Source organism: Oligoflexia bacterium, assembly GCA_035326705.1.
Taxonomy (GTDB): Bacteria; Bdellovibrionota_G; JALEGL01; order JALEGL01; family JALEGL01; genus JALEGL01.
The window spans coordinates 87,541-108,389 of sequence record DAOLES010000002.1 but is presented as its reverse complement, the minus strand read 5'-3'; the positions used below and the strand labels follow the sequence as shown (position 1 = coordinate 108,389).

22 protein-coding genes are annotated in these 20,849 nt (G+C 35.5%); 8 read left to right on the top strand and 14 right to left on the bottom strand.

The genetic code is table 11. From position 1 onward, the window contains the following. Nucleotides 1–14 precede the first annotated feature (14 nt). Nucleotides 15–740, top strand: a complete 726-nt coding sequence (locus PKC21_03630; protein ID HMR24427.1) for a DUF2071 domain-containing protein — start codon at nucleotides 15–17, stop codon at nucleotides 738–740. Here PKC21_03630 and PKC21_03625 read toward each other — a convergent pair. Beyond that, on the bottom strand, nucleotides 737–3,463 hold the full coding sequence (locus PKC21_03625) for a hypothetical protein (GenBank protein ID HMR24426.1): 2,727 nt from the start codon (nucleotides 3,461–3,463) through the stop codon (nucleotides 737–739). The two genes, PKC21_03630 and PKC21_03625, sit on opposite strands and share 4 nt — an antisense overlap. Nucleotides 3,464–3,538: 75 nt before the next feature. Between PKC21_03625 and PKC21_03620 the strand changes: the two genes are divergently transcribed. Continuing rightward, on the top strand, nucleotides 3,539–5,149 hold the full coding sequence (locus PKC21_03620; GenBank protein HMR24425.1) for a LysM peptidoglycan-binding domain-containing protein: 1,611 nt from the start codon (nucleotides 3,539–3,541) through the stop codon (nucleotides 5,147–5,149). A 25-nt stretch (nucleotides 5,150–5,174) separates the two neighbouring features. On the opposite strand, the gene PKC21_03615 is transcribed toward PKC21_03620, so the two are convergent. Both PKC21_03615 and PKC21_03610 read right to left on the bottom strand, forming a co-directional pair. Next, complete coding sequence (locus tag PKC21_03615) at nucleotides 5,175–5,963, bottom strand: hypothetical protein (GenBank protein HMR24424.1); 789 nt, start codon at nucleotides 5,961–5,963, stop codon at nucleotides 5,175–5,177. A 29-nt stretch (nucleotides 5,964–5,992) separates the two neighbouring features. Next, nucleotides 5,993–6,430, bottom strand: a complete 438-nt coding sequence (locus tag PKC21_03610; GenBank protein HMR24423.1) for an RDD family protein — start codon at nucleotides 6,428–6,430, stop codon at nucleotides 5,993–5,995. A gap of 302 nt (nucleotides 6,431–6,732) precedes the next feature. Between PKC21_03610 and PKC21_03605 the strand changes: the two genes are divergently transcribed. The 5 genes from PKC21_03605 to PKC21_03585 are packed head-to-tail and all read left to right on the top strand — an operon-like array spanning nucleotide 6,733 to nucleotide 9,869. After that, nucleotides 6,733–7,404, top strand: a complete 672-nt coding sequence (locus PKC21_03605) for a septal ring lytic transglycosylase RlpA family protein (protein HMR24422.1) — start codon at nucleotides 6,733–6,735, stop codon at nucleotides 7,402–7,404. Nucleotides 7,405–7,422: 18 nt separating this feature from the next. Then, nucleotides 7,423–7,551: a hypothetical protein gene (locus tag PKC21_03600; protein HMR24421.1), complete on the top strand. Its 129-nt coding sequence runs from the start codon at nucleotides 7,423–7,425 to the stop codon at nucleotides 7,549–7,551. 40 nt (nucleotides 7,552–7,591) lie between these two features. Beyond that, nucleotides 7,592–8,230, top strand: a complete 639-nt coding sequence (tmk, locus tag PKC21_03595; GenBank protein ID HMR24420.1) for a dTMP kinase — start codon at nucleotides 7,592–7,594, stop codon at nucleotides 8,228–8,230. Continuing rightward, nucleotides 8,227–9,060: a hypothetical protein gene (locus tag PKC21_03590; protein ID HMR24419.1), complete on the top strand. Its 834-nt coding sequence runs from the start codon at nucleotides 8,227–8,229 to the stop codon at nucleotides 9,058–9,060. Before tmk ends, PKC21_03590 begins: the two co-directional genes overlap by 4 nt. Continuing rightward, complete coding sequence (locus PKC21_03585) at nucleotides 9,042–9,869, top strand: TatD family hydrolase (GenBank protein ID HMR24418.1); 828 nt, start codon at nucleotides 9,042–9,044, stop codon at nucleotides 9,867–9,869. The genes PKC21_03590 and PKC21_03585 overlap by 19 nt, the downstream gene beginning before the upstream one ends. On the opposite strand, the gene PKC21_03580 is transcribed toward PKC21_03585, so the two are convergent. The 7 genes from PKC21_03580 to PKC21_03550 form a co-directional block, all read right to left on the bottom strand. Beyond that, on the bottom strand, nucleotides 9,855–10,772 hold the full coding sequence (locus PKC21_03580) for a M14 family zinc carboxypeptidase (protein HMR24417.1): 918 nt from the start codon (nucleotides 10,770–10,772) through the stop codon (nucleotides 9,855–9,857). The two genes, PKC21_03585 and PKC21_03580, sit on opposite strands and share 15 nt — an antisense overlap. 64 nt (nucleotides 10,773–10,836) lie before the next feature. Continuing rightward, nucleotides 10,837–11,709 carry a hypothetical protein gene (locus PKC21_03575; protein HMR24416.1) on the bottom strand — a complete coding sequence of 291 codons (873 nt, stop codon included), beginning with the start codon at nucleotides 11,707–11,709 and terminating at the stop codon, nucleotides 10,837–10,839. Continuing rightward, a complete protein-coding gene (locus PKC21_03570; protein HMR24415.1) occupies nucleotides 11,702–12,958 on the bottom strand; it encodes a hypothetical protein in 1,257 nt (418 codons plus the stop codon). Before PKC21_03570 ends, PKC21_03575 begins: the two co-directional genes overlap by 8 nt. A 267-nt stretch (nucleotides 12,959–13,225) precedes the next feature. After that, nucleotides 13,226–13,579 carry a PilZ domain-containing protein gene (locus tag PKC21_03565; GenBank protein ID HMR24414.1) on the bottom strand — a complete coding sequence of 118 codons (354 nt, stop codon included), beginning with the start codon at nucleotides 13,577–13,579 and terminating at the stop codon, nucleotides 13,226–13,228. 8 nt (nucleotides 13,580–13,587) lie between these two features. Continuing rightward, complete coding sequence (locus PKC21_03560) at nucleotides 13,588–13,950, bottom strand: TIGR02266 family protein (GenBank protein HMR24413.1); 363 nt, start codon at nucleotides 13,948–13,950, stop codon at nucleotides 13,588–13,590. 88 nt (nucleotides 13,951–14,038) lie between these two features. Then, the gene (locus tag PKC21_03555; GenBank protein HMR24412.1) at nucleotides 14,039–14,638 is read right to left on the bottom strand and encodes a hypothetical protein; all 600 of its coding nucleotides are present in this window, start codon (nucleotides 14,636–14,638) and stop codon (nucleotides 14,039–14,041) included. Between the two features lie 136 nt (nucleotides 14,639–14,774). Next, nucleotides 14,775–16,604, bottom strand: a complete 1,830-nt coding sequence (locus PKC21_03550; GenBank protein ID HMR24411.1) for a sigma 54-interacting transcriptional regulator — start codon at nucleotides 16,602–16,604, stop codon at nucleotides 14,775–14,777. Between the two features lie 93 nt (nucleotides 16,605–16,697). On the opposite strand from PKC21_03550, the gene PKC21_03545 reads away from it, so the two are divergent. Then, nucleotides 16,698–17,489: an inositol monophosphatase family protein gene (locus PKC21_03545; protein HMR24410.1), complete on the top strand. Its 792-nt coding sequence runs from the start codon at nucleotides 16,698–16,700 to the stop codon at nucleotides 17,487–17,489. Here the strand turns inward: PKC21_03545 and PKC21_03540 are convergent. From PKC21_03540 to PKC21_03525, 4 genes are all read right to left on the bottom strand, one after another. After that, nucleotides 17,466–17,681: a hypothetical protein gene (locus PKC21_03540; GenBank protein HMR24409.1), complete on the bottom strand. Its 216-nt coding sequence runs from the start codon at nucleotides 17,679–17,681 to the stop codon at nucleotides 17,466–17,468. The two genes, PKC21_03545 and PKC21_03540, sit on opposite strands and share 24 nt — an antisense overlap. A gap of 9 nt (nucleotides 17,682–17,690) precedes the next feature. Beyond that, nucleotides 17,691–18,476 carry a prohibitin family protein gene (locus PKC21_03535; protein HMR24408.1) on the bottom strand — a complete coding sequence of 262 codons (786 nt, stop codon included), beginning with the start codon at nucleotides 18,474–18,476 and terminating at the stop codon, nucleotides 17,691–17,693. 23 nt (nucleotides 18,477–18,499) lie between these two features. Continuing rightward, nucleotides 18,500–19,696, bottom strand: coding sequence for a threonine ammonia-lyase (gene ilvA / locus PKC21_03530; protein HMR24407.1), 1,197 nt, complete (start codon nucleotides 19,694–19,696; stop codon nucleotides 18,500–18,502). 74 nt (nucleotides 19,697–19,770) lie between these two features. Next, on the bottom strand, nucleotides 19,771–20,772 hold the full coding sequence (locus PKC21_03525) for a DUF1311 domain-containing protein (GenBank protein HMR24406.1): 1,002 nt from the start codon (nucleotides 20,770–20,772) through the stop codon (nucleotides 19,771–19,773). Nucleotides 20,773–20,849: the final 77 nt, after the last annotated feature.

Sequence of the window (20,849 nt, the reverse complement as noted above, 5' to 3'; positions counted from 1 at the left end):
GCTACTCTTTTATTGTGAACATACCAAGCATCAAAGGTGTAATTGAAAGAAGAATATTAATTAATTATAAATTGGACCCAATCGTCGCAAAAAAACTTCTTCCTACACCGTTTGAACCAATTGTATTGAATAACTTTGCTTCTGTTGGGATATGCCTTATTAGACTAAATGGTATTAAACCCACCTTTCTCCCAGATTGTTTTGCAGGAATAAGATCTGAAAACGCTGCCCATCGTTTTGCTGTTCGATACCCAACAAAAAACGGCTATCGTGACGGAGTATATATTCCCAGAAGAGACACATCTTCAAAACTTAATGCTATGGCCGGGGGTTGCTTATTTCCAGGCATTCATCATTTATCCAATTTTAAAGTTATTGAAAGTCAAAATCATTATTATGTATCTTTTAAAAATAAAAAGGATGGTACTTTTTTAGAAATAGATTGTACTACAACTCAATCTTTCCCCAAACAATCTATGTTTAATAGTTTTGAGCAAGCTTCGGAGTTTTTTAGAAATGGCTCCTGTGGTTTTTCTCCAACAGACAAAAAAGAAACCTTTCAAGGGTTAACCCTAAAAACATATGTTTGGGAAATGTACACACTAAGTGTTAATCAAGTGGTTTCTAGCTATTTTAACAACACTCAACAGTTTCCAAAAAACAGCATAGAGTTTGATAATGCTTTACTAATGAAAAACATTCCTCATCACTGGATTACTGAACCGTCTTTAAATGTTTAGAAACTCTGATCAAATCCTAAATAAAACTTTATGCCTCCATGCTGATTATCCAATGTTCTAGCAGCATCAAAACGAATCACAGATGGGTTAACGCCAAAGTAATCAATGTGAAACCTCAAGCCATAGTTGGCTCCATACGTAAAATCTTGCACTTTCCATAAATCTTTAAAGCCTGTTCTTTGTGCTCCTGAATTAACAATCTGTTCTGCTTGCTCCTGAACCGTGGCGGTCACATGCCCTGCATCTAAACCAAATGCCCCTTGAATATCCCTGATTCTAAATAAGCCAAGATTGATATCAATGTCTTGCAATAAAAAATGCCTGTATTCAGCGCTGGTTAACAACTGGTACCTGCCCTGAAACGCTTCATCATTAAATGATATCCCTTTAATGGCAGTCACCCCACCAAGCCTAGGTTGAATTTGGCTAGGAATGCCTTTAGAGTTAATACTAAGATTATAGCGAAACGCTAATAAATGATTAATCGTATACAAAGGAAAGACCCATGAAGCTGCATGGCTAGCATTAATATAGTCATGATCTGCCCATAAGGCTGAACTGCCCCATTTGACAGAAAATGCTCCACCACCGCCTGATAATGGATTGGTAAAAGACAATTGATTGCCAAAGAAATAACTTAAGCCAATACTACTGACATCACTGGCAGGTGTTAAATCCACCAAAGTTCCACTATCGGTCAAAACATTGTCTTGGGTAACTCTAGAAAAATTAGCTGTGATAGAGGCTCCGTGACTCAACCTTAGACCATCTACTGCCCGGCCAAAAAGCCGTGTGTAACCTAACCCAACACCATAACTTTCTCCTAAATAATAGCCACTGACCCGATAACGATTGTATCCCCCTAACTTTTTACGCAACACCCCTCCTAAAAAAATAAGTGGGACATTTTCATTGACATCATAATCCAAAAGCATTTGCTCTAGAACAAATTTATAGGGTGCAGGTTTTGTATTATCATGGCGTTGCCATTCAGATAATCTTGATCTTGGATCTATGTATGTTTTTTTGAGCTTGGCATTGGATGTAAAATCAACTTTATAAGCTTCTTTTTCATCAAACCATTTAAATTTAAAAGCCTGCCCTTGTTTATCAACTGCTAATATCTCAACCGGCTCTTTAAACGTTTTTTTAGACTCTTTGCTAAAAATAATATGATGTTGATATTGATTCTTGGCCACCTTTTTACTTTTGACTTTACTGATTTTATAATTGGCTGATGGCGGTCTAAATTGCCATTGCTGATAAGCTTCTTCAATATCACCTTCATATACCTCTTTAGCCATTAACTTTAAACTTTTGGATTGACTTAAATAGTCTTGAAAAATCTTGGCTGTTTTTTCTTGCCCCAACCAATCATTCATTTTTTCCACCAAGCTTCTACCCCAAGTTCTATCATCATAAAAATGAACGGGGTCATCACGATTGTAGTCCCATGGATATGGGTTGTTATAAAAAGTATCTACAAAAGCAAACTGAGGTGAATAAATAATTAAATCTACCACCGGTAAAAAACTAAACATTTTTAAAAGAGGCATCTTACGTGCATCCATATGTTTAAACTGTAAACTTTTTAAAAATTCATGTGTCCAATACCAAGCCAAAGCATCCGTAACCCAACGACTTTCTGAAGTAGATTCATTAGCTTGGACTTTTTGCGCAAACATCTGATAAAACCAAGCTTGTACAACAGGTATATAATGATACTTGTGTAAATAGCCATTGAGTTGAAACAAACGATCAGAAACAAATGCCATAGATTCTGTTTTTTTGACCAAAAATCTACGCATAGGCGTCTCAACCATATAAATATTTTTTGGCAAATTAAGCCCAGGTTTTTCTTGCACAAAACTTTGCCACTGAAGAGCCAAAGATTGCATTGATTCTAAGTAAGATGCGTTAAGATGTTTATAGTGATAAAGCTTCAGCCATGGGGTATGTTTAAATGGTTTTTCTCTGATTCTTGGTCCTAAGCGTAAACTTAAATCACCTGTTTGATCTAAAGTAACCGTTTTTTTATCACTTTTATTTTTAAAGTACTGCCCATTAATAATTGTTGCGTGCTTGCTTTCTACAGTAACTGTCAATGCAGATTGCTGCGGGAGATAATCCGTTTGATCCGTTTTGGTAGCACAGGTATCATAAAGATACGGATACCAAGCATTTTGCAATGCTACATGCTTACGATAATAACCAAAGGCGCCAAATTTTTGTGGTAAATTTAAAGTTGCTTTTATAACAAGATTAAGGCTGTTGCCTTGATTCAAATATTCAATTTCATCTGGGTTAAGATCTATTTTAAATAAAGTTTGTTTGATGCGCTTATTTCCCTCTTCTTCCCAAATAATTTTTTTTATTTTCCCATTGAGTTCAACAAAATGAATTTGACTACTGCTGACTTTAAAACCTTTTGGATAAATTCTATGATAATTAAGATCATGCAAGTAAGGTAATTTTTCTTGATAACGTTTAGGATAAAAAGCAAAGCTTAAACTATTTTTTCTCCAAGCATCTGGTGCTGTTATTTTGATTTGTGTATCCAATTCAAAATGATTGGTTTTTTTTTGCACCAGCTTTAAACTATAGTTTGTTTGCAGACATGTATTGGCATAAATCTCTGCATACAACAAAATACTCCATAAAAAAACCCATTTATAGACAAAAAATCCTTGAAAAGATTTTTTTCTTTTGAAAAAATAGTACATGCACTACTCTAGAAGTTCAACAGTCATAAAATGTCTGTATTTTTTTATTCAACTGTAGGTTTTAAGGTAAATATAATGGATTTTAAAAAAAATTTTCTCTTTTGCATAACGTTTATTGTAACTGTCATTGTTAGTTCTTGTACACAAAAAAAACCACACGATGTATCTTCTGCTCAAATATCTGGACAAAATGAAGTAAGCGCTTTTTTTGAAGCAGAAAAGCCCCAGACTGACCCTATACAAGAGCAAGATAAAGACTCTGATAGTAAAAAAAATAAAAAACAGACCAAACAAAAGCAACCAGAATTTGATATTCCCGTTGTCATGAATGATAAGGTAGAAAAATGGATGGATTATTTTCAAGGTAGAGGCAGAAAATCTTATGCAAGATGGCTGTCCCGTTCTGGTAAATACATCCCTATGATGAAAAAAATACTGGCTGAAAATGGCTTACCTTTGGATTTGGTTTATCTATCAATGATAGAAAGTGGCTATCATCCTAGTGCTTATTCTCATGCCCATGCCAGTGGCCTATGGCAATTCATTAGTGGTACAGGTAGACGTTATGGTTTAAAGTCCAATTGGTGGATTGATGAGCGTAGAGACGCAGAAAAATCGTCTCTGGCTGCCGCACAATATTTAAAAGACCTTTATAATATGTTTGATCATTGGTACTTGGCTGCTGCCGGCTACAATGCTGGAGAATTTAAAATCCTACGCGCCATCAAACGCTATGACACCAATGATTTTTGGGAAATGTCACGTTTTAGATATTTAAAACCAGAAACCAAGAATTATGTGCCAAAAATGATTGCTGCTGCCATTATTGCTAAAGAACCTGAAAAATACGGTTTTACAGATATTGAATATCAAGAGCCTCTACAATACTCAAAAGTTATTATTCAAAAACCCACAGAACTCTCTGTTATTGCTAAGTACTTAAATATACCGACAAGCACTTTACATGACTTAAATCCTGAACTACTTAGAGGCGTTACGCCACCAAAATACCCTAACTATGAACTAAAAATCCCCATGGGCATGGAGCTGGCTTTTGAAGAAGCTTTACCAAAAATAAATAAACACACTGTAGACTTGGTCACCAAGCATCGTGTTCGTAGTGGTGAAGCTTTATCTACCATTGCCAGAAAGTACCGAGTACCTTACAGAAGTATCATGCGCATCAATAATATGAACTCTACCCGAATAAGAGCTGGCCAGCTTTTGGTCATCCCACAAAAACGCGGAAGTGTTTACTCAGGATCACAAACATCAGCAAAAAAATCATCTTCAGTAACCTCAAACGCACAAAGACAAGTTCCAGCATCAGGTCAGTACAAAGTTAAATCAGGTGACTCCTTATGGTCAATTTCACGCAAATTTAGTGTTTCTGTAAGTCAACTTAGACAATGGAACGATATTCAAAACTCAAGAACCGTTCAAATTGGACAAAACATTTATGTCCAATCTCCAGGTGTTGTTTCAGGGCAAAAACAAACTGCACAAAATGATAGTAACGGAGGTCAATGGATTTATTATCAAGTTAAACAAGGTGACTCCTTATGGTCTATAGCGCGAGAACATGGAACAAACGTCAACGATGTTTTAGAATGGAACGACCTCAACCAAAACAACATTACCCTTTACCCGGGTAATACCATTAAGATTAAACCGATTAAGTCTTAAAACAAAAAACCTTAAGACGCATTATTTATTTAATAAGATTAATAAAATCAATAATTGCGTCTTGTGTATCCATGAATTGTTGAGAGTCTTTTAATAAATAGACTGCTGCTAACATCAGCAGCATAAACAACACCCCACTAACAATCCAACGATAATTTTTTACTTTTTCTATATGGCTGTAGTAAATCTGTAAAACTTCTAATGCATTTGAAATCCATGACACCAGCATCAAAAAAATACTGGCCAACAATACCAACCATGTATACGCCATTAATCTTTCATTAGTGTTATTTAACCAAATATGATCTGACGAGGTATAAAACATATTGAGAATGAGTAAACAGGCAGGAAATAATAAAAATCCTAAGCCAATAGCATGCCCTCGTTTAAACTTACCTTGCCAATAGTAGGGTAAAAAAGGCAAAAACCAAATGTAAAACAATGTCCTATGTGAAACATCTTGATAAAAAAACATTGGCCTAGACATATCAACTGGGAAAATAATAGACACCCACCATAAAAATACAAACAACATGGCGGTCAAACAATAAACAACAAACATCTGCTGTTGTCCTACCAAAGCGTTGAGATCCTCTATCCAACCTAAATCAATAACACTGGCACCATCTAATAAACACAAACTTAATACCGTTAAAACAATAAAACTTAATACAGCCAGTACGTATTTTTTAACCGTTAAATAACCAGCACCAAAGATGAACAAACCTAAAAAAGCAGCTTTTAACGGTGCATTGATAATTTTTTCATTTTCTTCAACAATATAATCAATATCTTCTGACTCTGGCGCTATCATGGCTGGGTTAACATTTAACTGTTAAAGTGTTAGACACTGACTTCCAAATTATTTTTTTCTTCATTGACCACTTGTGTTTCCGCATAGATATCACCAACTCGAATACCCTTATGATCATTTAAAACAAAATAAAGTTCTAAAGCACAAAAAACAATCCCTAAAAACAGAAAAACAACTCCAATGACTGGTATACCGTGCAATACAATAAAAACAGAAAATGGCAAGTTCCTAATAATAGAATCTTTAAATCCACATGGACGCATTTCTCTTTCTTCATCAATCACTTTGACTTGTAATTTTAAAAACTTTTTCCCAACGCTTTGCCCATTAAAAAAGCCATCTCCAATCATGATGTAAATAGCCCCTGCTAAAGACCCAAAAAATGGCGACATACTGCTAACAAAGCCTACAATAAGAAAATCAATAAATTTTGCAATGACTCTATGAACTGAATCTGCTTTTGGCATGAAGAAACCTCCTCAGATAGATGATAATGCCAAAGATATATACACCCCTAACATACAGTGACTATGAAAAAATTACAACTTTCCTTGCATGATCCACTTAAGTATATTGACCTCTTTAACATTTTAGAAGAAAAAATACAGTCACTTAGGCTTTAATATATTCTTGATCAATTATAAATTTTTTAGTGCTTTGTATATAAAAGTAACTCAAGTCTTATACTTATTCCTAAGTTAAAAAAACCACTCAAATCCAGGATAAATTACGCATTCTTTTTATTCTCAGTTAAGATTGTCCTATAATCATGTTCATAAAAAACCAAAATCCAAATTTATTTAAATTCTTACTGCTCAGTTTAACTCTTTTTAGTACCGCTTGCGGACATAGACCAATTCAACATATTGAACCCAATGCTCAGAACAGCCAAGTCGGTTATGCTTCATGGTATGGTCCAGGCTTTCATGGTAAAAAAACTGCTTCAGGTGAGACATACAACATGCATAAGTTAACGGCTGCCCATAAATCTTTGCCTTTTGGTAGCGAGGTTAAGGTTAAACGCTTAGATACAGGCGCATCCGTTAACGTTATTATCAATGATCGAGGTCCTTTTATTGAAGGCAGAATTATTGATGTGTCGTACAAGGCTGCAAAAAAACTAGGCCTTGATCAAGACGGGGTTAGTAAGGTCAGAATGACTGTCATAAAAGGTAAAACCGAGCCTTTTGTTGATAACACCTACCCCAACCAATATTGGGTTCAACTGGGTTATTTTACTGTCCATGACAATGCTAAAAGCTTCTTAAATAAACTAAAAAAACAAAATATTTCCAATAGCTTAAGCATTGTTTCTGCCCCAAAAAAACGTTACAGAGTATGTTCTGGACCATTTTCAGATCGGGCTCTGGCAGAGCAGGAGCTGGCAAAAATAAAATCCTATGGACACGATGGCTTGGTCTTGCATAATCCAAAAAAATAGCATATAGCTGCATGCATTATGGCAGCAGCATACAGAAGAACGAAAAAAGTTAGAAAAAGAAAAATCAGAACTCAAGGCAAAGAAGGCAAAAGACTAAGACGCATTGAAGGGTCTACACCCTCGCTTAAAAAACTTTTGGATGCCTAAGTTTAATTGCTAAACTCGATTTAACCACTTTATTTCACTTTTGAAAAAAGCAACGTTTATTGTTTTTGAGGGTATTGAGGGTGTTGGAAAAAGCACCCAGGTTAAATTATTATGTGATTTTCTTCAATCACAAGGAAAAAACGTTGTATCTACCCGCGAGCCTGGAGGCACTCCACAGGCTGATGAAATAAGAAAATGTATTGTTCGTTCTGGTAAAGGCTCTATGTTGCCCTTAACTGAACTTTTTTTAATTGAAGCAGCACGCAAAGAACATGTTGAAAAAGTCATCAAACCTCAATTGAAGCTTGCTGATTACATCATCTGTGATCGTTATATTTATTCATCTTTAGCATATCAAGGTTATGCATGCGGCTTAGACTTAGATACTGTTAATATGCTCAATCAATTGGCAACTGACAATACTCTACCTGATCAAGTGATACTGCTTGATGCTGAACCTGCTTTAGGCATTCAACGTTCTCTTGATCGCTTAGCCCAGCAACAAAAAGGTCATCGTGAAGATCGTTTTGAGAATGAAGCGCTAGATTTTCATCAAAGAGTTAGACAGGGTTTTTTGTCTCTTGCAAAAACCAACGAACTTTTTACAACATTAAATGCCAATCAAAGCATTTCGCAACTGCATGCTGAAATTCTTAAAATGCTTGGGCTCAAGCAATGAAATCAGAATTTTTCTTAAAACGTATTGTAGAGCTCTTTTCACAAAATCGATTGGTGCAAGCCATCAGCGTATCCTGTGATTCTTCCCAACAAAGATTATTAATGGCAAAAAACCTATCTCAAAATCTATTTTGCCAAAACTTGGCTGGTGTTAATGCTTGCCTTCAATGCCCATCTTGCCAAAAAATTGAACATGGCAATTACCCAGATGTTTATATCTACCAACCAGAAAAAAATGAAATCCCTTTAGATGACATTAAAAACATGTTGCGTTGGTTAAATATATCTCCACATGAACAAAATAAAAAAGTTTTACATATCCACAATGCCCACCGTCTTAACGCTTCTTCTTCTAATGCTTTATTAAAAAGCATGGAGGAACCCCCAACTTTTGCTCATATTATTTTATGGACAGAAAACCAAAATCGACTGTTACGCACCATACTGTCTCGTAGCCTTAAATGCCATATTCAAGATGAAGCGCTAAACGCTAAGAACCCTGTTGAACCCCCTGCTTGGTCTAATGAGCTTAATGAACTTCTACAACAAAAAAATCATACTGCCTTGGAGAAAATTTTTAATTTTTCAAAATCTATTGCTAAACAAAAAGAGGAACATCACTTTTTCTTTGATCAATTTTATAAAGTTTTTCTTAAACTTTATATGCATGAGGCACAAAAAAATTACTTCTTACATTTAAATCGTATGGAAAACTTTCATACCTTACTTAAACATGCAGAATCGCAGGTACTTAACCGCTATGGCAATGCACAACTTTGGATTGAACGCTTATTAATTGATTGGAAAAAATTATGGAACTTGGCCCAATAACAACCCCTCCTTCATTTTCAGTTATTGATTCACATGCTCATCTAGATCAAGATGCCTTTAAAGATGATGTTAGAGGTGCTGTTGATCGTGCTAAAAATGCTGGTGTTTGCGCCATGCTTCAAATTATCATGGGTCCCAACAAGAATGATATAGTCACCAGTCTTGATTTGACAAAACAACATAAGGATTTCATGTTTCCAACATTAGGAATTCACCCGCATGATGCTAAACTTTTTAACTTTGACGCGCTACAAACTTTAAAAAGCTTTTTTAAAAATTATAAATTCTATGCTGTTGGTGAAATAGGTTTAGATTATTACTATGAAAACTCTCCTAAAAAGATTCAAACCCATTGTTTTGATCAATTGCTTAACCTTGCAAAAGAACAAAGCAAACCCATCTGTGTTCATACTCGAGATGCTTTTGATGATACCTTTGTCTTGTGTAAAAATCATGATATTTTTAATCAACACGGCGGAGTTATTCATTGTTTTTCTTCTAATAAAGCCGAAGCAAAAAAATTTTTAGACCTTGGGGCTTACATTTCTTTTTCTGGGATTGTTACTTTTAATAAAGCTCAGGATGTACAAGATGCAGCAAAATATGTTCCTATGGATAGAATATTAATTGAAACCGATAGTCCTTTTCTTGCACCCGTGCCTTTTAGAGGAAAACGCAATGAACCGGCATACACTGTAAAAGTATTAGACCATATTGCAGCGTTAAAAGGTTTGAGCAGAGAAAATTTAGCTCGACATACCTTTAATAACACAGTGAACTTGTTTAAGCTTCCGCTACAGCTTCAATAAGTACTCTAAGCCACCTATAATTGCCATCACTTGCGCCAAAATACAATTCTCAGCATTAACCTTAGGACTATCCGGGTATACTTCTGTGGTCGTTGAATATTGAGGTTGACTCATGGCAGAGCATAAATGCAATTTTCTGGCTTCATATTGTATTACCCCCTCTTGATCAACTTCAACATCTAAAATATTTCCCTGCTGATCAGCTTTAGCGATATGGGTAACCGTTCTAACCTGATCAATGATAGCTTTATGGAATTTTGGGCAATAATTTTCCCGGTCAGCAACCAAATAAAACCCATCGGGTACTATGTCTCGTTGTATTATTTTTCCATCTCTTGCCGCCAAAGCTGGTGTAAACTCGGTTGCATCGGTATCTGTGGTTTCATGTAAATCAAAATGTACTAGAATATTTTGACCATACTCTTTCACAACTTGCATAACAGAACGACACTCTTGAGCAGGACTTTCTTCATAAAATGAGCGGTTAGGATCTATTGCCTCTGGATTCCAACGATTAATCGTTTCATAACTCCATGGGCTGATGCAGGGAAATATTAAAAAATTATATTGGTCTAAATACTGGTGAATATAGTCTTGTATAAAACGAATAACTCCATGCACACCACTTGTTTCATAACCATGAACACCCCCTGTGATTAAAACATGCGGCTTATCCTTTGCCAATTTCTTGTTTTTCAAAAGAAATTGCGAGTATTGATTAAAACCATACTCTAAACAACCAAACTCCTGTAAAGTAAGGCCATCTTTTGCGATGCTCTGAAGAGGAATAACAACATCTTCATGGTAAGATCGTTTGATTGATTGCAGTTCAAACCACTGTTTTTTCTCAACATCACCCCAAGCTTTTCCAGGCTGTCCTATTGGATAATATGCTATCGTCATCGGTTACAACTTTATGTTAAAATAAATAACTTTGTCGATAAAAATTAAGTGCTAATTGACTTACTTAATTTTCAAAAACTTGGTCCAAGGTTTGAACTTGCCCCAAGTCAACCTCTAATTCATTAAGCTCACGATTAGCGCTGTTAAAGCCGTTTTCAGCTATGGATTTTTCTACTTGTTTCAAACGAATGTTAAAGTCGTTTTTTTCATCAATGGTTAATTGACTGTTAGCTACTTTTTGTAATATTTTTTTATATTTCTGCTTCACATAGCCTCGAGAAACTCTTGCTTCTTTCAATTTTTCTTCTATTACAATTAACTTTTCATTGGTTTTCTCAATGTCGCCAAACTTGATGTAATTTTCAATACTCAAACTTTCTGGAATTAAATTATTAACATCTTCTTGTGAGAAGCCACGCCTAGATGCAAAGTTTTTTAAATCTAACCATTTTCTGCGTGCTATTTCTCTTGGATCAAGATTTTTATCAGTTGATTTCTTTTTAATGGAATTTGGATTGGGCGTTGGACTGTTTGTTATGGCTTTTTTATCTACTTCTTGGCCATTTTCTGTTTTTACCTCTTTTTGAGTAAATTCAGAAGATAATTCATTTTTATTTTTTTGTTGAGCAGGTTGCTGATCATTATTTTGTGTTTCTGTAGGAATCACAGTATTCATTGTATCTTCGCTTACACTTGGTGTTCCAACAGTTGGCTCAAGCGTTGTTTCTCCTGGAGGAACATCAACCTCTTTAAGGTTGTTATCATTTTCTTGTTCTTGTTGAGTTTGCTCTTCCTCATTCACTAACTCAGTTTGATCTTGTTTTTGTTGCTGAACCATAACTGGTACAATGACATTAAACTCTTCTTCTTTGTATATCTCCTCGCATGACTGAAGATAAATTAATACGAGTATTAAATATAGAAACCTTTTAGCCATGGGTCCTGTCCTTATTTTTTTCACCCTCTCTAAAACGAATCTCGGAGAATCGACACAAGCCCCCCCAAACTGCCAAACCTAAACCTTTTTGAAACCCAACACTAGGGGAAGATTTTTTAATATCTTCTTTTCTTAAACGCCAATTTTCTTCACCATTGATAATACCAACCACGACATCTTCTAAACATTGTATTTCAATATAATACCAACGATCTTTTTCAACAGCAAAGGTGTTACTGGTAATTGGATATCCCGCCACTTCAGTTTTACTATTATGCCAACCACCAATAACCCATGACAATTGGTGCTCTCCCACTGGAAAAAGAACAATAAACGCATCTTGTCCAGCCATTTTTAAAGCTCTCAATTGGTACTCATATGAAGCACCCAGCGATAAATCTTTTCTTACCGCGCTTGATCCCCATGGTTTAGCAAGAACATCTTCACCTGAGACATAAACAATACCTTCTTTTGACCAATCGCTCATATCACCATCAGGCAGCAATAAACTCCAGGACTTACCTTTATCATCAATAAAAACAGGTTCTGTTTTGCCCGTGTCGTCATCTTCAATCCACTGTACTTCAAACTCTTCTTTTTCTAGCTCAGAGTACAATTTTGGATCTATAATTTTCTTTTTCTTTCCAATAAACGGACCAAAAATAATGCTTAAAAAAGACAATGTTGTTAAACCATAAATAAAAAATAAAACATAACGATACGCCCTACCAAAAGATATGCCCATCAAATACCCAGGAACAGCATAGGCAACTTTAATTTGACCCAATATATCATCATCCGTTTGATAATCTGGTGGAATAAGGTTGGCATGCACCACATGTACATGCGGGTTAACATATGTTTTTTGATTGTCCAGCAAGTTACTAAGCAAAATTTCTCTAGAGGCTGTTTTAACATCATGTTCTAGTGAAGCTGAAACTTGGTGGGTTTTTTGTGGGTGGAAAAATGCTTTTCGGTATCCTAAAGGCTTGTACGAGAATACCAAATAGACAATTTGATCATTACGGGTGATAAACTTTTTCCACAGCTCATCATTAACTTCACCGGTTCCAGCTGCGTTAAATCCAAGTTCTTGCGCAAGTCTAAAGGTATTTTCTCTCAGCCTAAACTCAAAGGATTCTAACCAAAAGTACCGAATAGCGGTACACGTTATGGAAATAAAAATTAATGCTATAAATAGCAAAAATTTTAGTTCAAAAATTCTAGTTCTAGGCTGTGTAACTTCCATAAAAATCAGTCGTAAAAATCAAGACATATCTCCATTTGTCAGGCTTTTACATAATTTTAAGTAATAAATTATAGTCTACCAGATATTACTTAGAAGTAGAAACTATTATAGTTTACCGCTACTTGTTTCTTAATATCTAATAGAAAAGTATAACTTTTATGATGCTATAGAACCACTATCTCTTCATCATTAGAAAAACACAGACCATTTTTACTGTTCTCATTCTAATCTATCCCACATAAAATATTTTGGGTTCTTAACTAACTCTTAGTCTTCAATAGAATTTACAATGGTTTTTTCTATGATATCTATCATTTTTGGGTCTGGGTTAATAAATCTAACTCCCACACCATACAATTGCTTTCCAGCGCTATTGGGATCACTGAGACTCATTAAACGGGTAACTTTACCTTTTAAAACATAATGCCCTAAATCATCTGGAAAGCTCATTTCTAATTCTATCTCTGCATTAGGATCTAAAAGCTTATCAGTTTTAATAAAAATACCCCCACCACTGATGTTGTGTGTATATTCATGTACTAAATCTTTTAAGGTCTTAAAAACAACTTTTACTTTAGCATCAACGCGTTTATGAAGCCTTTTTTCTGAATATCCGCTCACTTTTCCCCTTAAGACATACTTTCTAACAGTGCTAACTTTTTTATCACAGCTAAAATACTCTGACGATCCAAATCACTTAACTGAACAAATTTCAAACCCATACCTGGATGATAGTTCTTTTTTGCATTTTCTTTGACAGGATTAATCCACATCACTTCAGCTCTTGCCTCAATCTCTACACCACTGTCTGGTAGAGTAAATTTTAAATGAACCACTGTTCCTAATTCCATGGGTTGATCGGTTTCTAAAAAAATCCCATGCTCACTGATATTGGTTGCATTTTCAAATAGGAAATTACCTTCCTTTAAAAAATCAACCTTAAACTCTACTGGAACCCTCTTTGATTCCCTTTGATCGCTAAAATTTTGCATATACCATCGCTACCATAGCTATTATTGCTTGTAAAAATATTCTACCAAACTTAAACTTTCATTTTCGAGTAATAAAAACATAGCTTGCTTAATGAATAATCCTTTCTTCCTGCTCAAAAACAACAACACCTTTTTCTTTTAATTTCTTTAAAAGATGTTGATTTTTTGTAGCTATCCAACGTTGGTACAAAGACAATAAATCTTGTTTATTGGTCATATTCATTTCTTCACTCAACTCAGACATAATAAAAACTAAATCTTTAAAATGTCTTGCCAACAATAAAAATATATCCGTTTCATTTTTTTGATTCAGTTGATGTTGTAAGTCAGAAGCCTGTTCATAGGCCAAGGAACCCATCTGAATATAGTACTCAATATCAAACAATTGACGATTAAAATAATCAGAAAAAAATCCAGCAACGTACAATGATCTATCTCCAACTGCAACCAAATCTTTAAAGCGCTTAAATCGAGAACCTTCACTCACTGCTTTTCCCCAAGAAAACGCTAAAGGGACTTCTCCTTGAGAATCAAACATAAAAATATTTTCACTCCGAACTGCCTTCAAACATAAACCAACGATATAAATCTGTAAAAACTCATTTAACGCTAATTTATTCTGTTCCAAAATACTAAAAATACGTTTACTAAAAAAACTCTCTAATTGTTGATTGGATGATTGCTTCAATAAAACCTCCTAGATTTTTTGAATATTTGGAAAGAGTGAATACTCCTGACCATGGCGCTACCTATATTATAGCAAAAACAATATAAAAAAATCTAGTAGATATATTTAAAAGCTACCCTCAAAATAGCCTTATGGATTATTCCTCTTCTTTGATCTCATACTTTTTGATTTTTGATACCAATGTTCTCCTGGGAACATTAAGCATTTGTGCAGCTTTGGTTTGGTTCCAACTGTTTTTTTTCAATGCATTAATAATCAGTTGTTTTTCATAACTATCTACAATCTCTTTCATATCACCAACCTCAGTATCAATTGGGATAAGTTGGTAATCTGGTTTATTTCCAGAAGACTGACTCTCTGGCTTCAAACCTGCCATGCTAATTTTATTTGATAAATCTTCAGGCTTAATGGTGTCTCCTTCAGAAATAATCACTGATCGTTCAACTGTATTTTTTAATTCTCTAATATTACCCGGCCAGTTGTACTGGTGCATAAGACTTAATGCTTGTGAAGAAATATGTTTACGTTCAAAGCCATTCTCATGACAAACTTTTTCTATGAAAGCATCCACTAAATAAGGGATTTCTTCCCTTCTTTCTCGCAAAGGTGGTATTTCTATGGTTGCGGCATTCAACCGATAAAATAAATCTTCTCTAAACCTTCCTTCTTCTACGAGATCATCTAATTTTAAATTGGTTGCAGCAACAACTCTTACGTCACTTGCAATTTCTTTATTTGATCCAACGCGCATAAATGTTCTATTTTGTAAAACACGCAATAATTTTGCTTGGGTTTTAAGTGGCATCTCTCCAACTTCATCTAAAAAAATAGTGCCCCCATCAGCTGTTTCAAATAAACCTATTTTAGTCTGATCTGCACCCGTAAAAGCTCCTTTTTCATGACCAAACAATTCACTCTCTAGTAAAGTTTCTGTTAAAGCTGCGCAGTTTACACAAACCATGGGTTCATTTTTACGTTGGCTATGATAGTGTATGGCTTCCGCTATCACTTCCTTACCTACACCCGTTTCTCCTAATAGAAGTACAGTTATCTTTGATTGTGCCACTCGTTGCGCAAGACTGAACAATTCTTGCATTTTTTTACTTTTGATGATGGCCTCTTGATTGCCCATATTAACTTTACGAACATCTTGTTTGGCATGGGCAACATGGCCTTTTTTTGCTGTTTTTGCCGTTTTTAAAGCTTCCCTAGACTTTTCAACCAATAGATCAATTGATCCGCCATCTTCTGGAAAACTGGCTACCCCAACAAAAACAGCTTTTCTATCTGCAGATGGAACTTCTTTAAAAATTCTTTCTCCTAAAGCGACTGCATCAGCTTGATCGGTCTCTGGTAGCATTAGCTCCAATTGATTACGACCATAATGTCCAACTACATCCATGGTTCTAATCATTTTTCTTACTTTTTCTATGACCCTAGCAAAATCTTGCAACTTAAAAGGAGTCTGCCCATCCTGGATTTGAATCATCGCAAGAGAAAGAGGTCTTTTATACCTATGCGCTCTATCCATCTCTTCATGCAATCGTTGATCAAAATAAGTGTGTGGTAAGACACCAAATTTCTCTAAACCCACCGGGTTTCGTAAAGAAAATCTAAACACATGTTCGCCAATTTGAATTTGATCACCTTCTTCAAGAACCATAGATCTTAACAAGGGTTCACCATTAATCAAACTACCATTGGTACTTCCTAAATCTTCAACAACAATTTGCCCTGATTTATTATCAAACTTTAAATGGGCGCGTGATATTTGCCTATCATCAATGGTAATTTTACAACTTTGGCTTCTTCCTAAATCTGTTGCGCCTTGATTAAGGGGGTATACACTGCCCGCCAATGGACCTTCAATAACCAGTAAAAACCCTCTGTCCAACAATAATTCTTCATCTTGTAAATCTCTTGTATCAAGCTGCGGCAAGGTTTTTTCATTTTCAATTTGAGACATGCCTCCATTATAACCAACTGCCTATTTTTTGCACATCAAAAAGCTTCTTGGGTATAAAAACATGGCTTTTTTCAATATCTTTGACTAAGTTGCATGAACAATATGAATGAAATAGAAAAATATGCCTTTAAAGCTGCAAGCAAAGCTCAAGATATTCAAAAGCGCTACTTTGATCATCAAGACTTAAATATACGTCATAAAGGTGATATTGATTTGGTAACCCAGGCTGACCTTGATTCACAACAGGCCATCATTGAGACTCTCAGACAAGTGTTTCCCAAACATCAGTTTTTAGCTGAAGAAGATGGTATGGATAAAAATCAATACCAAAACCAACCCACTTGGATCATAGACCCTTTAGATGGCACAACCAATTTTTCCAAAAAGTTTCCTTACTTCGCAATATCGATGGCTTTTTATGATGAAAATGCCATTCAGTTTGCGTTGATCGTTAACCCCATCATGGACCACTGGTACACTGCCCATAAAGGCCAAGGTGCTTACAAAAATAAACAGCGTATACATGTCAGCAAGACTAAAAACTTGGATCAAGCTTTTTTAGTTACCGGCTTCCCCTATGACCGTCGAACTTCTAAAAACAATAATTTAGAAACATTTAAGCATTTAGAATTGAACAGCTTATGTGTTCGAAGAACAGGTGCCGCTGCTTTAGACCTTGCCTATGTAGCTGAAGGTGTGTTCGATGGTTTTTGGGAACTCAAACTTAAACCCTGGGATATTGCTGCTGGCATGCTTTTGGTTAAAGAAGCCGGTGGTATTGCCACTGATTACAGCGGGCAAGCCATCAACGATTTATGGAAGCAAGAAATCATTGCCAGCAATCCAGATTTGTATCCTTTTCTAGCCCAAGCAATCAATCGTTAGTTTAATTTTTTTTGTTTCAGTAATATAGTCTGATTCTCCCAACCGAGCAACAACAACTGCATAAAAATCATGCATCTGAGCCAAGGCTTTTATCGGGTTAATCGGCCCATGAGTACCACTAACTTGCCAGAGACCGTTAATAACCTTGTTTATATAAAAACATTGAGTTAACTCTGTTGCAGAAATACTCATTGTATAAAGCTATTTCATACTGATAAATGGAACGCTGTTGCCCATCATGTATTGAGGTAGCTTACCATCCCATTTTTGTACTGCTTCATACTCTACCAAACTTTTATTTTGGGTTAAAGCCCTTGCTCTAATAGACATAGACTCCGCTTCAGCCTTTGCTGAAATTAATTTTTGTTTGGCTTCTTCTTCAATTTGCTTGGTTTTATTCTCAGCTTGTGAAGCATTTTGAATAGCAATCACTTTGCGTTCAACAGCTTGTTCAAATGCATTTTCATAAGATATATCTGTCATTTCAAAACGATTAACATCAATAAATTTGTCCTTTAAACCTTCTCTTATTGCTTCTTGGGCTTCAATTGTTGCTTTTTGTCGATTACCAATCAAATCTACTGCATCCCATTTACCAATAACAGCTTTCAATGAACCTTCAATCACTTGTGGAATAACCCGTTCACGCCAATTCAAACCTAAGTTTTGATAAACATCATGAACATGCGCTTTATCTAAGGCAAAGTTGATCACATAGCGAATAGTGGCTTGTTGAACATCTTTTGTATAAGTCTGAGTTTCTCCACTTAACTTCAATACACGCACTTCCAAATCTTGAATTTTGGTGGTAATGGGATTGTAAAAATACAAACCTTCATCCAATGGTTCTCCCACCACTTTCCCAAAACGGGTTTTAACGCCACGGTAACCGGTATCAATAATTTTTATTCCAAAGCCTGTAATTGCTCCAATCAAAACTACCGCCGCAACAACAACCAAGACTACATTTCTTTTCATTTCATTCATTAGTTTTAAACCTCCATTTTGTATTATCTTATGGCATAGCCTTTTTCTTTCAAGCCGGCCAATATTTCTTGTAAATGCTCAGGACCCTTGGTCTCTAATTTCAGCTTTACACTTGTCTCATAAAAAGGAACATCAATTGCACTTCTTTCATGATGTATTTGTAAAATACTTGCCCCTAGGTGAGCAATAATACTGGTTAATTCATTTAACCCACCAGGACGATCAGATATCATCAGTTCTATACTGGCTTGCCGTCCACGTTTTACCAAGCTTTTCTGTATAACCTTTGAAAGCAGAGTTAAATCAACATTTCCTCCACTGGCAATAGCTACAGTTTTATGACCATTGGTTTTAACCTTATTGGCCATAATGGCTCCAAAGGCCGCCGCTCCCGCTCCTTCCAATAGAACTTTGCTGGTGTGTAGCAAATAAACCATGGCTTCAGCCATTTCTTCTTCTGTGACCGTAACAATATCATCCAGATATTTTTGCATTAAAGGAATGGTATATTGACCAATGGTTTTAATGGCTATTCCATCGCCAATGGTACTTTTATGACTGCGTACTATATCTTGTTCAGGTACACCTTTAACCAATTGTGCTACCAAGTCACAATTGGCTGCTTGCACACCAATCACTTTAATATTGGGATTGTTTTCTTTGATTGCCACCGCCAAACCAGAGGCTAAACCACCGCCACCTACTGGCACCACCACCAATTCAAGCTCAGGCAACTGAGTCAACAACTCTAAGCCCACCGTGCCCTGCCCAGCCATCACTCTTAGATCATCGAAGGCATGCACAAAATGAGCCCCTTCATCTTCAGCCATTTGTTTGCCCACAACCATGGCATCAGAAAAAGTTTCACCCTCTAAATGAACTTTAGCCCCCCAACTTTCTGTAGCTAGGATTTTGGTTAATGGCGTGTAGGTTGGCATGCATATTTTGACATCAAAGCCAGACTTTGTACCGTGATAACTCACTGCCTGAGAATGATTGCCTGCAGATGTAGCAACAATTTTATTTTGATCATGGTCCAGTTGAAGAATAGTATTTAATGCGCCTCTCTCCTTAAATGAGCTGGTTCGATGAAAACTTTCCATCTTTAAAAATATTTTTTCATGCTCAATATTGGGGTGTTGGGTACGCATAATAGGCGTTCTTAAAATCTTACCTGCTATTCTTTCTTGGGCTGCTTGAATATCATGAAGTTTGAGCATGCCAATCTATAACAGCGTGTCTGATTTTTATAAAGAGAAAAAATCTTTCTTAAAAGAGCCTTTCCTAGAATACTTTACAATTTATAACTATATTTTAACAACTCCATCATTCCTAGATTTTTAGCAAAATGTTCAATCAAACATTCTAAAATAGCTTCATCACTCTTTTTTGCTCCACATTCCTGCTCTCTTTCTTTGATAAAATTTCTTTGCTCAGCGAGTAAAGCCTGTCTATCTTCAGGTACATAGGTTTCTGCTAAAACGACACGCAATTCTTTTGTTTTTTTTGGCTCTGGCAAAACTTTTATGGCTTTTTGATATATTTCATTGATAATTTTATCTTGCCCAGCCAAAACCCCATTTTCACAGATCATCTTTTCTGTTTTACTGAGCTTGCCTTGACAAGAAAAACTTGGCTGTACTTTTAATTCTGTTTTGTGCTTTTTATCTGAACATGAATGTGTGTTTAACACTATGGTATATGTTTCTGCACACTCTTTTTGTTTTATATAATGGGTCACCAAATGAAAGACTTGATCTTCAATTAAAAAAGATTTCATCAATTTTAATTTTTTTTCAAAATCTACATCTTGCACATACGCTGGTTTGAGTTGTTTTATAGGGTATTGATAATAAAAACCATCTGAGCAGGCAACTTGAATTTCAGTGTCATTTATCTTTTGACTCAGCAATCTGCTGGCGTTTTCACCATAATGAAAGGTTTCTGGCAAGATATCACTTTTCTCCCAATCATCTAATTCAAGATAACTGTAAGCATCCAATATAAACCATTTTTTATTTTCTTCTTCCATGATTTCCATGGCTCTGTCTTGCTCAAAAAAGTTGTGTGCATCTGTAGGTGAAAAGTACTCAACTTTTTCTCCTGAAACGCTTGAAACATAATTGGCTGATGGGTTAAACCTTGGATCACTATCATAGTACATTCTATATTTTGAAAGGTCTTTTGAAATATCTGTCGATATTATATTATTATCCCAACAGCCTGCCACAGCGAAACCCGCCTTTAATACAATACCCAAACCAATTAAAAAAACATATTTGATTTTATACTGCATAAAAATAGTCTACACCACTAAACATGAACCGCACATGAATTTACAGTGTTTATAGCTGAAATTTGAGCTATTTTTTA

Bases quoted from the DNA above. Each gene is read 5' to 3' on its own strand.
- PKC21_03525 (HMR24406.1), bottom strand. From the start codon at position 20,772: ATGCAGTATAAAATCAAATATGTTTTTTTAATTGGTTTGGGTATTGTA.
- PKC21_03580 (HMR24417.1), bottom strand. From the start codon at position 10,772: ATGACGATAGCATATTATCCAATAGGACAGCCTGGAAAAGCTTGGGGT.
- PKC21_03600 (HMR24421.1), top strand. From the start codon at position 7,423: ATGGCAGCAGCATACAGAAGAACGAAAAAAGTTAGAAAAAGAAAAATC.
- PKC21_03535 (HMR24408.1), bottom strand. From the start codon at position 18,476: ATGAATGAAATGAAAAGAAATGTAGTCTTGGTTGTTGTTGCGGCGGTA.
- PKC21_03570 (HMR24415.1), bottom strand. From the start codon at position 12,958: ATGGAAGTTACACAGCCTAGAACTAGAATTTTTGAACTAAAATTTTTG.
- PKC21_03620 (HMR24425.1), top strand. From the start codon at position 3,539: ATGGATTTTAAAAAAAATTTTCTCTTTTGCATAACGTTTATTGTAACT.
- PKC21_03545 (HMR24410.1), top strand. From the start codon at position 16,698: ATGAACAATATGAATGAAATAGAAAAATATGCCTTTAAAGCTGCAAGC.
- PKC21_03550 (HMR24411.1), bottom strand. From the start codon at position 16,604: ATGTCTCAAATTGAAAATGAAAAAACCTTGCCGCAGCTTGATACAAGA.
- PKC21_03610 (HMR24423.1), bottom strand. From the start codon at position 6,430: ATGCCAAAAGCAGATTCAGTTCATAGAGTCATTGCAAAATTTATTGAT.
- PKC21_03585 (HMR24418.1), top strand. From the start codon at position 9,042: ATGGAACTTGGCCCAATAACAACCCCTCCTTCATTTTCAGTTATTGAT.
- PKC21_03540 (HMR24409.1), bottom strand. From the start codon at position 17,681: ATGAGTATTTCTGCAACAGAGTTAACTCAATGTTTTTATATAAACAAG.
- PKC21_03590 (HMR24419.1), top strand. From the start codon at position 8,227: ATGAAATCAGAATTTTTCTTAAAACGTATTGTAGAGCTCTTTTCACAA.
- ilvA (HMR24407.1), bottom strand. From the start codon at position 19,696: ATGCTCAAACTTCATGATATTCAAGCAGCCCAAGAAAGAATAGCAGGT.
- PKC21_03575 (HMR24416.1), bottom strand. From the start codon at position 11,709: ATGGCTAAAAGGTTTCTATATTTAATACTCGTATTAATTTATCTTCAG.
- PKC21_03605 (HMR24422.1), top strand. From the start codon at position 6,733: ATGTTCATAAAAAACCAAAATCCAAATTTATTTAAATTCTTACTGCTC.
- PKC21_03615 (HMR24424.1), bottom strand. From the start codon at position 5,963: ATGATAGCGCCAGAGTCAGAAGATATTGATTATATTGTTGAAGAAAAT.
- PKC21_03625 (HMR24426.1), bottom strand. From the start codon at position 3,463: ATGTACTATTTTTTCAAAAGAAAAAAATCTTTTCAAGGATTTTTTGTC.
- PKC21_03560 (HMR24413.1), bottom strand. From the start codon at position 13,950: ATGCAAAATTTTAGCGATCAAAGGGAATCAAAGAGGGTTCCAGTAGAG.